The organism is Bacteroides celer (assembly GCF_002632415.2).
Lineage (GTDB): Bacteria > Bacteroidota > Bacteroidia > Bacteroidales > Bacteroidaceae > Bacteroides.
In genome coordinates this window covers 1,545,140-1,560,297 of sequence record NZ_CP178209.1, presented here as the reverse complement: position 1 = coordinate 1,560,297, position 15,158 = coordinate 1,545,140, and the positions used below count along the sequence as shown (strand labels likewise).

The 15,158-nt window shown below is 42.1% G+C and carries 9 protein-coding genes; 1 reads left to right on the top strand and 8 read right to left on the bottom strand.

Translation table 11 applies throughout. From position 1 onward, the window contains the following. Positions 1–54: 54 nt before the first annotated feature. The 8 genes from CJF29_RS05825 to CJF29_RS05790 all read right to left on the bottom strand — a co-directional run bounded on the left by CJF29_RS05825 (position 55) and on the right by CJF29_RS05790 (position 14,436). Positions 55–618, bottom strand: coding sequence for an RNA polymerase sigma-70 factor (locus CJF29_RS05825; protein WP_004304646.1), 564 nt, complete (start codon positions 616–618; stop codon positions 55–57). A gap of 169 nt (positions 619–787) precedes the next feature. After that, the gene (locus CJF29_RS05820) at positions 788–2,923 is read right to left on the bottom strand and encodes an alpha-N-acetylglucosaminidase (protein WP_074637618.1); all 2,136 of its coding nucleotides are present in this window, start codon (positions 2,921–2,923) and stop codon (positions 788–790) included. 69 nt (positions 2,924–2,992) lie between these two features. Further along, the gene (locus CJF29_RS05815; protein ID WP_074637645.1) at positions 2,993–5,320 is read right to left on the bottom strand and encodes a beta-galactosidase; all 2,328 of its coding nucleotides are present in this window, start codon (positions 5,318–5,320) and stop codon (positions 2,993–2,995) included. An 88-nt stretch (positions 5,321–5,408) separates the two neighbouring features. Then, on the bottom strand, positions 5,409–6,974 hold the full coding sequence (locus CJF29_RS05810; protein ID WP_099146249.1) for a DUF4874 domain-containing protein: 1,566 nt from the start codon (positions 6,972–6,974) through the stop codon (positions 5,409–5,411). A 28-nt stretch (positions 6,975–7,002) separates the two neighbouring features. Further along, positions 7,003–8,313, bottom strand: coding sequence for a SusE domain-containing protein (locus CJF29_RS05805; protein WP_099146250.1), 1,311 nt, complete (start codon positions 8,311–8,313; stop codon positions 7,003–7,005). A gap of 15 nt (positions 8,314–8,328) precedes the next feature. Further along, a complete protein-coding gene (locus tag CJF29_RS05800; RefSeq protein ID WP_004325012.1) occupies positions 8,329–9,843 on the bottom strand; it encodes a RagB/SusD family nutrient uptake outer membrane protein in 1,515 nt (504 codons plus the stop codon). A 12-nt stretch (positions 9,844–9,855) separates the two neighbouring features. Next, positions 9,856–13,245: a TonB-dependent receptor gene (locus CJF29_RS05795; protein ID WP_099146251.1), complete on the bottom strand. Its 3,390-nt coding sequence runs from the start codon at positions 13,243–13,245 to the stop codon at positions 9,856–9,858. 168 nt (positions 13,246–13,413) lie between these two features. Further along, positions 13,414–14,436: a FecR family protein gene (locus tag CJF29_RS05790; protein WP_004301856.1), complete on the bottom strand. Its 1,023-nt coding sequence runs from the start codon at positions 14,434–14,436 to the stop codon at positions 13,414–13,416. Between the two features lie 134 nt (positions 14,437–14,570). On the opposite strand from CJF29_RS05790, the gene CJF29_RS05785 reads away from it, so the two are divergent. Continuing rightward, complete coding sequence (locus CJF29_RS05785) at positions 14,571–15,146, top strand: RNA polymerase sigma-70 factor (protein WP_074637624.1); 576 nt, start codon at positions 14,571–14,573, stop codon at positions 15,144–15,146. The last annotated feature ends 12 nt before the right edge of the window (positions 15,147–15,158 follow it).

The window sequence follows — 15,158 nt, the reverse complement described above, 5'->3', positions numbered from 1 at the left end:
TTTTTGAGAAAGGAGAATAAAAGAAGAGTTTTTGTCAATAGGAAGTGGTTTTATTTAGAAAAGATAAAAGTGCTTCAGCATCTTGCGGATATCAGCCAATGCTTGTGTGAGATGGTTTTCTACAGTCCGTTTGTTTATTGCAAGCAGTTGCGCTATCTCATCATTGTTTTTACCTTCTTTACGGCTCATCTCATAAATTCTTTTTCGTTGGGCGGGCATTTGCTCTACCGTATGCTGTATCAACAACAGTAATTCTTCGGCAAACATATTTTCTTCGATGTTTCCCGCACCCTCATTCTGCTGACGGGAAAGATTCTCCTGTTGCTTTTCTCCATATTCATTCACCAAAAGTATATGTCGTAAATGCTGGTACACAGCATTCCGGGAAGTCCGATAAAGGTAGGCATTCAGATTTTCGATTTTTGCCATCTCCTCACGCTTCTGCCATAGTTTGAGGAGAATATCTTGTGCAAAGTCCTCTGCCGTTATATCATCCTGAAGTAAACCGGATATAAAACGTTTCACCCTCGGGAAATAACGCATAAACAAAACCTCAAAAGCTTTCTCATCTCCTCGTGACAAAGCTCTCAACAGTATTTGCTCTTCTGTAAATTCCATTTGCAACTTATTGTGTTTAAGTATTAGTTGCAGCAAATATAAGAATTTTCCTATTAGCAATGAAATTAGAAATTCTTTATGAAAGGGTTCTAAGACAAATATAGCCGGATAATATTTCATACCCGCCTATATATTACGTGCATATTACTTATATATCACTTGCTTTTATTTAGTTCTTCAATGTCTGTGCCTTACTCTTCTCTGCCCAGGCTTTCTCCATCCCATAGAAGTTTATTTCCTGTCCTGCAGGCTTCCCATCCAGCTCCGCCTGTTTCTGCTCAAAGAAGGCTTTCCAACGCTGATAATACAAGTCTTTCAAAAGTCCACTCCATTCCCGATGCGAATAATCATGTAGTCCGCCTTGATTGGCAGCAATGCTATCTCCCCAGACTGTGATTAATGCGGAAGCATTCCATTCGTACAATCGCTTTTCTTCTTCTGTAGTTCCCAGAGAACGAGCTGCATTCAACCAAGAGGAAACGGAAAATTCTTTCCGGGTAGATAACAAACGATCTTGCGCCAATATCAAGTCCAGGAATTGCTGTGTTTGTTTGCGGAAATCCTCTTTGTCCTTTCGGTCATAGCTCTGTGATATTTCTTCAAGTAACACATTTCCTTTATCGGCATTACTCTGACGTACGATGTCTACCAAGTCATACTCAAAATTGTTGTTTCCTTTATACTGGTCGGCAACGGAAGTAAATAGCCGGGCTGCCTTTGCAGTAGAATCGGGAGCATAAAATAGTTTGGAATATCCCCAAGTAGAAGTTCTATCCAGATGGAAACCCGGACGGGCACATAACAAAGACTCAATGGTTCCTTCACCCTGATAATCTTTCGGAGCATTGTAAACGGTGTGTTCCAATGCACGCCAAGCCTCCATTATTTCCGGTGAAACTTCTCTGCCATAACGAGCTTTCAAGTAAGTCTGCAACCATTCATCGGAAGAAAAGCGTTCTTCACGCCAAGGAAGTTCGTAAAGGAGTTCGAACATCACCGGATTATTTTCTATCCCCTCCGGGGTTGCTCCTACTCCATGCAACGTTTTCCCGTTAGTGTGTGCACAAGCATCATAATACCCGTTCACCAGCTGATTCATCCGGCCGTGCAAACCAACATTACCTCCAAAATTCAGTAACATACAATAGAGCCAATCGTGTTTGCCAAAGCCTTTTTCCCGATACCACATGGAATCCGGATCTCCCCATTGGGGACGTTTCTCACTATATAAATCTAAAACGAGCAAATCTCCCTGATTAAGAGAAGCAATCATTTCTTCCCGAGGATTCGCCTGCCAGGCCTGAATGATCCAAACAGCCTTCGGATTGGCTTTCTTCATAGCTGCCATAATGGAAGCACCGGTTTTCGCCAAGTCGACTCCTTCCGTGTTACCTCCCTCATGAAATGGATCCATGCTGTAATAGTTGGCTTTTCCATAGAGTTTCTCCAATTCCTCATAATACATAGCGGCAAAAGAATCGAAGTGTTCATCTTCCGTAGAAAGGAAAGCCGGACGGGGGAAGCCACACCATTTACCGGGATCAGCAATCTGATAACCTAGCTTTTCACCAATGTTACGGGGAACCATTCCAGCATATCCGGGGAATACTGGTTCAATACCCAACTCCCGCATACGGGCTACGATCTTCTTCTGAAGCGCTTCTTGTTGCTGATACCAGCTATCGGGATTCGGTCCACCCCAACCCTCGAGATTATTCATTTGCCACCAAGCCATAAAGGCCGGGCCGGAAATAAATTCATTGACTTCTTCTGTTGTGTATCCCAAACGTTTCAGCAAATTGTACCAGACCACCTCCATTCCGGTGATGCTCAAAGGCATATTGATGCCATGCATTGCCATCCAGTCTATTTCTTTTTCCCAACGCTCCCAATCCCAGAAAGCCATGGAATAAGAATAAGTGCAATAGTTCAGATAATATCTGTTCTGCATGGATGTCTCCTTACGTATCTTTTCTTGTGGAAGCGGTAGTATTTCCGGTAACTTCTGCGAAAGATTATTCCAGGAAAGATGAATACCGGCTACATATTTCAGATACCAGTTCAACCCCGTAGCCAGAGACAAATCAGAGTTTCCGGTTATCAGCACTTTACCGTCTTCAGAAGATATTTCAAAATAATCTTTTAACGGATTGTTTTCATCAGCAATCATCCGAAAAAGAATTCGATCTTTCGAAGTACCTTCCGTCACACGATCTGCCAATGCATTGACAGGCGACTGTTCGGTTTGGCAGCTACATATCCATGTAGCCCCCAATAATAGAATGAATAAAAGACGTGTATACATAGCTTTATTTACAATTTATCAAATATAATAATTAAGAGTCGCATTTTATATCTATTTACTACGTTTTATTCAATGAAATAAGAAGAATTGTGGACGGCCATATACATTTATATCTTTCACCTTTCCTGACAAGAATGAACCTTTACGAACTTTCACGCGAAAAGCCGAAACCTTATAAATTTCTTTCAGATCTATAATAACCCGGTGAGGATGATTAGGTTCCATAGCCGCATCCGTATGCCAAAAAGAAGAGATATCTCCATCAAACAGGTTTTCCGCTATTCCCAAGTTCTTATCAGCTTGTTCGCTGCTTACATAAACGACTTCCCATTTAGTTTTGTCAATCGGCTGTCCCTTATCATCTATCAGTTCCACTTCCGAAATGCAGGCCTGATTATCCTCTGTGTAGGAAGACAGAGTCTCTATACAGAAATGGCGGAGAGTAGTCGCAACCGGTAAATCGAATGACTGCCACTCATTAGTCTCCTGCAAAGTAGTTTTTAATGCAAGATCACCGTCTTCCAGAATCGGAGTGCCTGCCACTGCACGACGCTGGCCCTTCTGATAATTCTTATCAATACCTAGACTATCCAGAATGGGTTGATTCAATCCTTGCAAAACACGCTTACCCGTATCTTCCATTTCAAACACTACAATTTCGTTTTCTCCCTCTTTCAGCCATGGAGCGGGCAGATAGAGTGTTTGTTGAGGGCCGATATTCCAGAAACGTCCCAGAGATTTGCCATTTACCCAGACAGCACCTTTGCCCCATTGACTCATATCCACAAAGCAGTCACCTTTCTTCTCCACCGTAAACGTTCCTTTATGGAAAGCGGGAACGCCTTTGATGGTTTCGCCAAACTCCATTTCCGAAACTTTTTCTTTATACAGAGGCAATGGAGTAATAGACCATCCGGTCAACTTTTCATTTCCCCACAAAACTTGGCTGGTGATACCTTTCCGGTTAAACAGTATATCGGGGCCGTAGTTGACGCGTCCGGTATTTTCTACCAGAATCTCCAGTGTGGCAGGTGTCTTCGGCACATTCAAGGTCACACTGTTCTGATTGTAACGACGATCCAGACTGGCTACCTGCTTACCATCAATGAGGATCACAGCATAGTCACGCAAATCCTGTATGACAAGTTTCTGTTTTCCCGCTTTTTGAAGTGTGGTCTGATAATGAATATATCCGAAATCAACTCCCAAATCCTCCATCGACAGCACATTTTCAGACTGGGTAGTCTGATGAAATGCAGTCCTTAATGGAGCACTTTCCTTTAATTCGACTGTTGCAAAAGTGGTAGTCGGATTATCTGCCGGAACTTCCGGCAGTACTGTTCCCGCAGGCAGGTATTTCTGAATCACTTCCCTGAATGCATGATATTTGGGATAACAATTTCCCCATTCACCCAAGGGAGCGTCATAATCATAGCTTGTGGGCTGGGGCTGATAACCGCCTCCGGTATTGGCTCCATTGGTATACTCAAAGTTTGTACCACCGTGGAACATATACATGCTGACAGAAACACCGTGGCTCAACATCCAGTCCAGCTGTTCGGCGGGACGTTCATAAGCAACAGAGGAATGTCGTCTGCCCCACTCATCAAACCAAGCCGGATAAAACTCCGCAACAAAATAGGGACCGCCCTTTTGGTACTTATCTACCACTTTGAATATATCTTCACCAAACACTCCGTTCAATGTAGGCAGTGCGCCCTCAACATGTCCGGCTTCCACCTGTCCACCACCGTCACAGGTAAATAGCGGAACATTGAATCCTGCTTCTTTAATCATATCGCGGATAGCGGCAAGATACTCTTTATCCGCTGCATACGATCCATATTCATTCTCCACCTGCACCATAATAATATTACCTCCATTATTGATGGTCAAAGGAGACAGTTGTTTGCCAAGTTCTTTGATATATCGTTCACAATAGGACAGGAAACGCGGATCTTTACTGCGATAAGTCATATCCTTTTCTTTCAGCAGCCACGACGGGTAACCTCCGAAATCCCATTCTGCACAGACATACGGACCGGGACGAAGAATCACATACAGTCCCTCTTCCTGTGCCGTACGGATAAATTCCGCAATATCAGCCTGTCCACTAAAGTCAAACTCTCCCGGCTGACGTTCATGGAAGTTCCAGAAAACGTAGGCAGATACCGTATTCAGTCCCATCGCACGCGCTCTCTTCAGGCGGTCACGCCAATACTCGTGCGGAATGCGGGGATAGTGCATTTCTCCACAAATCAACTGGATATCCTTTCCCTCGATAGTAAAAGTACCATTTCCTATTCTAACCTGTTCCTTGGGGGAGGAACAGGAAGAAATTAGAAATGATACTATGATGTTAAGTATAACAAGTACGGTTTTATGATTTTTGTTCATCTTCATTCAAATAAGATGTAAGTTTCGAATACTCCGACCGCAACATGAGATCTGTTCTATACGGTCGGAAGTATTCATCAATTTATTTTTAGAATGTAACTGTTCCGAACAGGTTCACGGCATATTTGTCTGCATCATCATACCAATGAGTCACATTCTCTGTTTTAGCAAACTTAATGGCATATACCGAATTGTATTTCCAATCGGCTACTTTTTCCGGCATCCAGATTCCTACTTTATAGGTCCCGCTCACACCGGCTGCTACACTTCCTTTGATAGTGTATTTCGCAGCCTGATTCGGTTCCTGTTCGGTAGCTGGAATCCAGGTTTTAGGATCCACATCCAGTTTGAATTCTTTCACTACCTGACCGCTTTCGGAAACCAGTACGAGATATACCTCTTTCGGATTAATCACCGTAGCAAAACCGGTATTTGTAATCGTCAGATCGTATTCCAAATTTCCACCTTTTGCTTCTACTTTCGATTCACTTTGAAGATTCAGACGATAGCCCAAATGGTCGCGTACAAAATCATAGAATGAACGGACAACTTCATTGCCCTCCTCATCTTTGAAGTAACTCTCATCAAACAGAATGTGATTATCATTTAATAAAGCGGGATTTACCTTTACCCGTTTCCAACTCATGATATTCAAATCATAGTTTTGCGTCACATCAAATGCCGAGTAACGGTGTTCGCGCAAAATACGCAGTGATTTTATCGGACTAATCAACTCTGCCAATCCCCATTCTGTATCCTCATTATAAGGGATCTCACCACTCATATAGAAATTGTTCACTTTCACCTCTTCCGTTATCTGCTTGTAATCATCCGTATTAGGAACAAAGTCATTGCCCGGTGCAAGCGGATGTTCGCCGGCTGTAAAATAATCATTCGCATATCCGATGCGTCCACGAGATCCTTCCTGTTCCAGTGTCAACGCTTTCTTATGATTCGGATAACGCATTTCTACACAATAAGGTGCAGGCAAGGCTCTCAATAAAGCACTGACGATTGCATTCTTCGCACTCTGGTCATTCATCAACGGAGAAGTATGCCACTCTCCCCAAGCACCGATAAAACCCACCTGCATGGTAGCAATTTGTCCAATGTATTCATTCAACAGAGGAGTCAGTTGTTCGATGTGCCGGAGAATCCATTGTTTGGATTCGCCACCGGAAGTATTCAGTCCGGCGTGATTGTATGCAAAACGAAGAATGGCTTTATATCCCTGCGCTTTCATCAATTCGAATATCTTGCGGATATTTGACAGAGCTTCAGCATCCAGATCCTTACTCACCCAGTTAGTTAAGTAGATATATTGCTGCACAAGAGTCAGGTTATCGTCCTTTGCATCAAATTGCTCTACTTTCTTCGTATACAAATCATTGCCATAAACCTCATAATCATTATATGGACTTTTCATTTGGTCGGCAAGCAAATTACATTCCAAGTGGAATCCCCTATCGGGATTCCTAAGCGACTCGATCGGTACAATATTTCCTGTTACCTCCGGAGTCTCCGGTTCACTCGTTCCGTCTTCTTCTCCATATTGTCCCGCATATACATCTATTGTATCAGAACAAAAGCTACACATAATACCTAATAATAAGGTAGATAATATGGCCATAGTTTTCTTTATATTGATTAACATGATTGATATACTTTTAATTTTCACCCGATTAATTTTCATTGTAGATAAAACGTGCAGGAGCACCGGTTGTCCAAGGACTCCACAATGTTGCCCCTCCATCATGAAGAATACATTGATGAGACATATCATCAGTGACCAACAGATAACAGTACGGTCCGGTATGATTAGTGATTGCATCACCGCTCCATTGACCGGAAGCACACAAATTGAATTTCCAGTCGTTCAAATGCGCCTGTCCTTTTACTGATTCATAATATTCAGGATCTTTCAATACATTCCATTGACCTTCGGCAGTTCCGGCTTCTGCAAACAAATTCTTATATTCCTGTATGGTCGGCAAACGCCATCCCTTAGGTGCTATCTTATCACGAATATCGTAATGATAATGCACTCCATAGGCTTTCACTCTACCTTCTCCGAGCGACGCAGGTGTATTTTTGAAATTATTCGCTTCAATATCTGTACCATCAGCATATTTAGTCGCACGCAGGTTATCCGCCAACCAAACCAATGATGTTTTGTCACTATAAAATATACGAACAACACGATAAGTAATCTTTTCATCTCCACGAACATCTATGAAGCGCATCATTTCTGTCATATTCAGTACTCCGGAAGAACGTGACACCCATTGCCCATCATCAGTCTTCACATTCCAATACACAGAATTGGAAGTCCAACGTTTGATAGAAAGTTTATCGAGCAGTGCCTGAAGTTCTTCATGAGTCAATGATGATTTACCATTCACAACTCCCACACTATGTTCGGCAACCGTCTGTTTCATTTCAGGATCCAGTGAGAAACAAAGCGAGTACGAGGTAGATTCAGGCCATTCCTGGGTATCCCATTCAAACTGCACAGCAGTCTCCGGGGCATTTTCAGCCAAAGAAATCTTAGTCAAATCTTCCGGCTGCACTAATTTGCTAGTCATACGTTTCACCCGAATGGTGCGTGCTTCCGAAGCTGCTGCGGTTATATTACCGGTTTCTTTGACTGTCCAATACAGTACCGCTTCCTGCCCCGCTTTAATTCCCAATTGAGAAAAACTCTGATCGGCAGTCAGTGCAGATATCGCAACAGAAGTCGATTTTCCTGCATCAATTATCACCGGTTCTTTGAATTTCCTGTCAGTACAAATAAGTAGCTTTGCTCCATTTTCCAGAGGTTTCTCCCAAGAGAAACTATATTTCTCAATCGATAAATCATTCAAATCAATGATCGCTCCATCTTGAGGCGCGCTCAAGTAAATATCCGACATCGGAATGATTACATTGTACTTGTCTTCCTTACATCCGGCAAGCAACAAGATTCCTAATAGACTATATAATAAATGTTTCATAATGCTATCTATTTTTTAGTAACCGGGATTTTGAATTATAATGCCTTGTCCTTCAGTAATCAGATGAGTAGGCAACGGGAATTTCTCATATTTATATTGTCCATCCACTTTCGTTTCTATTTTACCTGTCGGCTGTCCAGCAAATCTTGCTTTGGCAAGTGCTGCTTCAATAAATTTTCCGTGGCGGATCAAATCCTGACGACGCACTCCTTCAAAATAAAATTCATGTCCACGTTCTTCCAACAATTTATCCAGAAAATCTTCTACAGATGAAAAATCACTCAATTGATAAGCTTTTAGTCCACCATGAGTAACCCGCACCTGATTCAACAGGCCAATCGCCTCTTGAGTGATACTGTTTCCATTGCGAACGATAGCTTCCGAAAGTAAAGTCAATACATCCGCATAACGATAGATGGGCATATCTATTTCGCACTTCTCACCTACTACCCCCTCAATTTTATATTTCACCGGAATTGCACCGTAGAAGAGTATACCTGTCGTACCACCGTCACGGTCAAGCGCCCGGCTATGGTGTACGCCCTCCGTACCTGTATATTCACCAATAATTCTTTCACGTCTCTTGTCTTTAGGATCATAAGATTCGTATGCAGGCCAGGATATTTTAAATCCTCCCCAGGCAGTCACCGACATTCCGGCAGGAAGCGGATAGTCAGAAGTCAGTACGTGAGCGAACCATTTCTGTTCCATCACACCGGCCTCGGCCACACATGAGAATATGACTTCCGAATTCTTTTCACCAGATAAAGAGAACAGAGAGTTATAATCGTCTACCAATTTATAACCGTATTCCGGTTTTGTCAATTCACGTCCTATTTTCTCCGCCTCATCCCATTGCTTGGTCATCATGTAGAATTTCAGCAATAATGTATTGGCCAATCCTTTGGTGAAGCGTCCGTAATTTGTATCTTCATACTTATAGGGCAACACATTAGCTGCATCTTTCAAGTTGGAAACAATGTATTCACGCATAGCTTCTTCCGACAAACGTGGAATAACAATCTCCGCTTCCGGTTTTTGCAAAGTCTCCAGATCGGCGATAGGTATCGGACCATACATATCATACATCAGAAAAGCCAGGAAACCACGTCCGCATTTCAATTCCGCCATATAGCGAGCTTTCAAGGTTTCATCCATATTCACGTCCTTGATGCGATCCATTGTCAAAGTCATGGAAGCCAAATACTGGGAATAGTCATACACACGACGATAGTCACCGTCGATATGCCAGTCATTAGCTTCATACGAATTGTATACGGTAGTCCATCCCCAAGTGTTTTCCACATAATCGGTTACCATTTCCGAAGTCGTCACATAGCCTGCCGCTACTTCAAAAATTCCCCACGGAGAAAACACATAATAAGCACTCGAATTGACCAAAGCATTTACATCTTCAGCATTTTGGGGAAACATTCCCGGATTAATTTTATTATATACTTCCTGCTCCAGCGTACAAGACGAAATGAGGAACAAGAGAGTTGCTATTGCAGTATAAATTGTCTTTTTCATATTCATCACTTATTAGAAAGATATTGATACACCAAAATTATATGAGGTTACATTCGGATATGCATAGGTCCCGTTGTCCGTTTCCGGGTCCAGACCTGTCCAGTTAGTAATCACAAACGGATTGTTCACGTCTACATATACACGGAGATTCTTGGCAATCTTCTGGCTGACAGGCACTTTATATCCCAATGTAATGCTTCCACAACGAACATAATAGATAGATTTCACATAGTAATCCCCCCATCCGCTTCCACCTCTGACAAATGTCGGATCTGTGGCTGTCAGGTTATTGCTATTAAAAGCTTTCAGGGCATAAGTAGAAACATTGATACCATTGTCCATACGTGTCCAGCCCTCATAATAACTGGCTCCTCTCTTTCTGCCGGCTTCTCCATAGAAATAGATATTCAAGTCGAAGTTCTTATATCTGAACGAGTTGTTCAGACCGTAGATAATTTTGGGATCACCATTACCCATATATACTTTATCCTCATCTCCCAATACTCCGTTTCCATCGCGGTCTTTCAACTTCATCATACCCGGAACCAAGTCTTTTTGAGCGTCCGGGACTTTTTCTCCCGGTTGCAGGATGCCAAGCGCTTCATATTCCCACCATGCACGAATCGGATCATTTTCTTTTTCATAAGGTTTGGGTTTCCAGTTCGGGTCACGTGTCAGCCAACGGTCATTGTAATGTGACAAGGTTAATGTCGTATCCCATTCAAAATCTTTAGTAACGATATTCACCGTATTCACTGTGATTTCCACACCCTGACTTTGTGTTGATCCTATATTACCCGCTATTTTATTTATTTCATTATAAAAAGGCAATGGTTTATTTGTCACCAACAAGTCTGTAATCTTACGTTTGAAATATTCGGCTGTCAACTTAAATCGGTTGTTGAGTATACCTAGATCCACACCTACATTAAATTCCGTAGTCGTTTCCCAAGTCAGGCTCCTGTTGCCCAAATCCGAAGCATATACTCCTGTTGATTCTGCACCTCCGATAATGGCACTTCTTCCCACTTCATAATAGTCGTAAATGCGATAACCGACATTAGAGTTACCCGTCTGTCCATAAGAAGTTCTTAACTTCAACATAGACAACCAGTTTGAAGCCCCTTTCATGAAATTTTCTTCACTTATCATCCAACCGGCTGATACGGACGGGAAATAACCCCAACGATTTTCCGGGGCGAAATTGGAAGCAGCATCAGCACGAACTGTAGCTTCCAGTAAATATCTGCCTTTATACGAGTAAGTGGCACGGGCAAACAAAGAAGCAATGCTGTTAATAGAAGCCCATGAACCTACAGATGGTTTCTTGTAATTTCCTGAACCCAAACTATTATATCCAAAGCCATCTACAAGAAAATCTTCATTTCCGGCACTCAATCCATCATTTTTAAATTTTTGGAACGAATAACCACCAATAGCTTTCACGTTATGATCGCCAAAGCTCTTGGAGTATTGAGCTGTCAGCTCCATCAGATAGGCAGTACTTGTTTCCTGCGAAATATCCGCTCTTCCGTTTTTGGTCTTTCCCTGCAAAGTTGTCTTAGGCAAATAGCTGGAACGTTTCTGGAAACTACGGTCGACACCTAACTGCAACTTCACTTCCAAGTCTTTCAACGGTTTCACGGATACGAATGCAGATCCTATGATCCGGTCTTTTACCGTATTATCCTTAATATCCAACAAAGACACCGGATTCGCAACGAAGGGACGTTTCGGATCAATGAAATAATTTCCTTCAGAGTCATAGATAGGAATTGTAGGATTGGATTGGATAGCACCGGTCAATACACCGGAATATTCATTGGCATTGTCTCCCAGAGGAACATTGTCATACTTATTCTGCGAGTAAGTAGCAGTCAGTCCGAAAGAAACATATTCACTCAATTCCTGATCCAGATTCAAACGGGCAGAAAAACGACTGACACCATTATTCTTGACAATTCCTTCCTGGTTCATATAGTTGACAGAAGCCAGATAACGGGTTTTCTCCGTACCACCATTCACAGAAAGATTGTGCTGTTGCGTATATCCATTGCGCATCACCGCATCCAACCAATCGGTACCGCTAGCAGTCAATATTTCATCATTATTGAAAGTGGGTTTATATTGAGTAGGCGGAGTGTCCTGCTTTTCAACATATCCTTCATAGATACCCATTCCGTTCAACTTTAACCACTCTTCATGCATCTGTTTATTATACATATCCATATACATACGAGTATCAAGCATCTTGTAGTTGGAACGAGCTACCTGCACCGACCCCATACCGGAATAAGTCACTCTGGGCTTTTGACTTTTACCACGTTTAGTGGTAATCAAAACAACTCCATGTCCGGCACGCGCACCATAAATAGCTGTGGAAGCAGCATCTTTCAACACAGAAATGGATTCAATATCATCCGGATTCAATGATTCCAGTACATTATCAATATTACCCGATTCATAGAAACCATTACCAGAACTTAAATTGGAAGTAGAAGACACCGGGAAGCCGTCGATTACAAATAAAGGTTCATTACCAGCACCGGTAGACGCTTCTCCACGAATACGAAACTTCGCCTCACCACCCGGTTGTGCAGAAACCTGGTTCACACGGAACCCCGCTGCTTTACCCGCCAACGCACGAGATACATTCGGTACGGTATTCATCTCCACATCTCCCATGTTTACCATAGAAACGGCACCGGTCAATGTCTTCTTGCTCTGTGTACCGTAACCCACCACTACCACTTCGTCAAGTTGTTTGGAATCTTCCTGCAAAGTGATTCTCATGTTTTTTCCGGGTTGTACGGCAACCGTCTGCGACTGATAGCCGATATAGGAGATATCGAGCTGTGCCTTCGATGAAGAAACGGAGAGTTTGAAATTCCCGTCAATATCTGTTATCGTACCGTTACCCTGTACTCCTTTTTCTAACACACTGGCCCCGATAATCGGTTCCCCCTGTGCATCTGATATAGTACCGGATATGGTTATTTTCTTTTCTTGTTCCGGAGACTGTGCCTCGATGGATAATATTATCTTCTTGTCCAGTACCGAATATTTTACATTAGTGCCGGAAAAGATTTCTTTCAACACACTAAAAATGTTGCTTTTATCAGCGGAAACTGATACGCGACGATTCAAATCGACATGCTTATTATTGAAGAAAAAATCGAAATCAGACTGCGCTTCAATCTCTTTCAAAATGTCCTCCACTCGCTGATTACGTACATCAATACTGATTAAAGCCTTTTGAGCGTAACTATCGGCTGCATAGCTCAATCCGATAGAACATACAAAGAACAAAACCAATAGTCTCATAGATAATGGGATTTTTTTTGAGGTTAGCCAAAGTGACTTTACCACCCACAAAAATTGGATGCTAAAATAATTTTGCATAATTTTGTAATGACTTAAAGTTAATAAAAAGTTTATCTAAGCTTGTCGCCAAACAAGCATCAAAAAGATTTACCGATTTCCATACGGGGAGATACGCCAATATCCTCCCGTATGTTTTTGTTTAAGGGGGTCTGTCTTTCATTGCATTTTTGTTTTAAGGTTAATCAATCAATATATTTCTATTTTACTCTTTTCATCTTTTATATCCGGCGAATCAAGATAACGCCAACGGATTTGAGAAGAAAGCTGGAAATATTCCAGAATACGCTCGAGGCGTTGATTTGTAAACGTGCCAGTAAATGAGTCTCCTTTCAAACGGTCGTTTTTAATAATGAATTCCACATTATACCGCTTCTCCAACATTCGCAATCCCTCTTCGAGAGGAGTATTTCTAAATATAATCTTTCCCTCTTTCCAAGCTATTTCCGACTCACCGGAGGTGGCATAAAGCTGCACTTTACTGTCTCTTATATCATAGACCAGCTTCTGTCCGGGATCCATCAGCACTTTTTTCGAGCCATTGTCAGATGAATAAATAAAACCTATCTTTCCTTCAACCAATGTTGCTGCAATCCGGTCTTCTTTTTCATAAGCCTCTACATTAAAATGAGTTCCCAGTACTTCGATCTGTGATTGGTGGGAAGTAGAAACTATGAACTTCTTTTCCGGGTTCTTGGCTACTTCAAAATAAGCCTCTCCCTGCAATGTTACATTTCTCGTGTCGCTATCGAAGCGTGAGGGATAACTCAAGGTAGATTCGGAATTCAGGAAAACCAATGTGCCATCGGGCAATGTCAGAGAAGTCATCATTCCGGGATTTGTTTTCACTTCCATCATTTGTGCCAATTCCTGTTCGCTTCCTCCCCAATGTTGTACCATCAGAGTAACGAGAAGTGGAATGAACAGCACTGCTGCCGCACGTTGCGCCCATTCCCACCATGTCGTTTTCCTTTGTCTGTTACCTGTCATTCTACTTTTCACCTTTGTCAATGCTTTCTCTGTGTCGACTTTCGTCATGATGTGAACGGTATCTGTAGCAAGATAAAGAGCATGTATCTGTTTGGCCATCCGCCGGTTTTCTTCCGACTCATCCATCCACATCTCAACCTGCAGACGCTCTTCTTCCGTTGCCAGTCCCTCACAATAACGGGGAAGCAATTCTTCTATTGTATTTTTATCAGTCTTATCCATATTCGTATTTTATTGCCTTTTACTATAAGACAAGAGAGACTTGTGGAATTCCTAAACCAAATCTCATTTTTTTTCAGAAAATCTTTGTTTTCTTATAAAAAAGCTATATTTGCAGTGAAATATCAAACTAATACATGAAAGAAGTTCACCTGTCAGAAAGCAATTTCCTATTATCTGCTATACAGCGAGGCGACCAAAAAGCATTTGATGCACTGTTTCGGAGGTATTATCCGGCACTGTGTGCCTACGGCCATCGCTTCGTCAATCTGGAAGATGCGGAAGAAATTGTGCAGGATTCTCTTTTATGGATTTGGGAGAACAGAGAAAATTTGTTTATCGAAACCTCGCTTAGTTCGTACCTCTTTAAAATGATATACCGCAAAGCTCTGAACAAGCTTGCACATATTGACGCCACTCAACGTGCCGACACTCGATTTTATGAAGAAATGCAGGAGATGCTACAAGATACGGATCTTTATCAAGTCGAAGAGTTGACACAACGCATCAAGGATGCCATTGCCACATTGCCGGAAAGTTACCGGGAAGCTTTCGTGATGCATCGGTTCCGGGATATGAGTTATAAAGAAATAGCGGAAATTCTGGGAGTATCTCCCAAAACTGTAGATTACCGCATTCAGCAGGCATTAAAGCAACTACGCGTAGATTTAAAGGATTATCTGCCTTTATTGCTACCAATTCTATTTCCTTAAAATAAACCAACT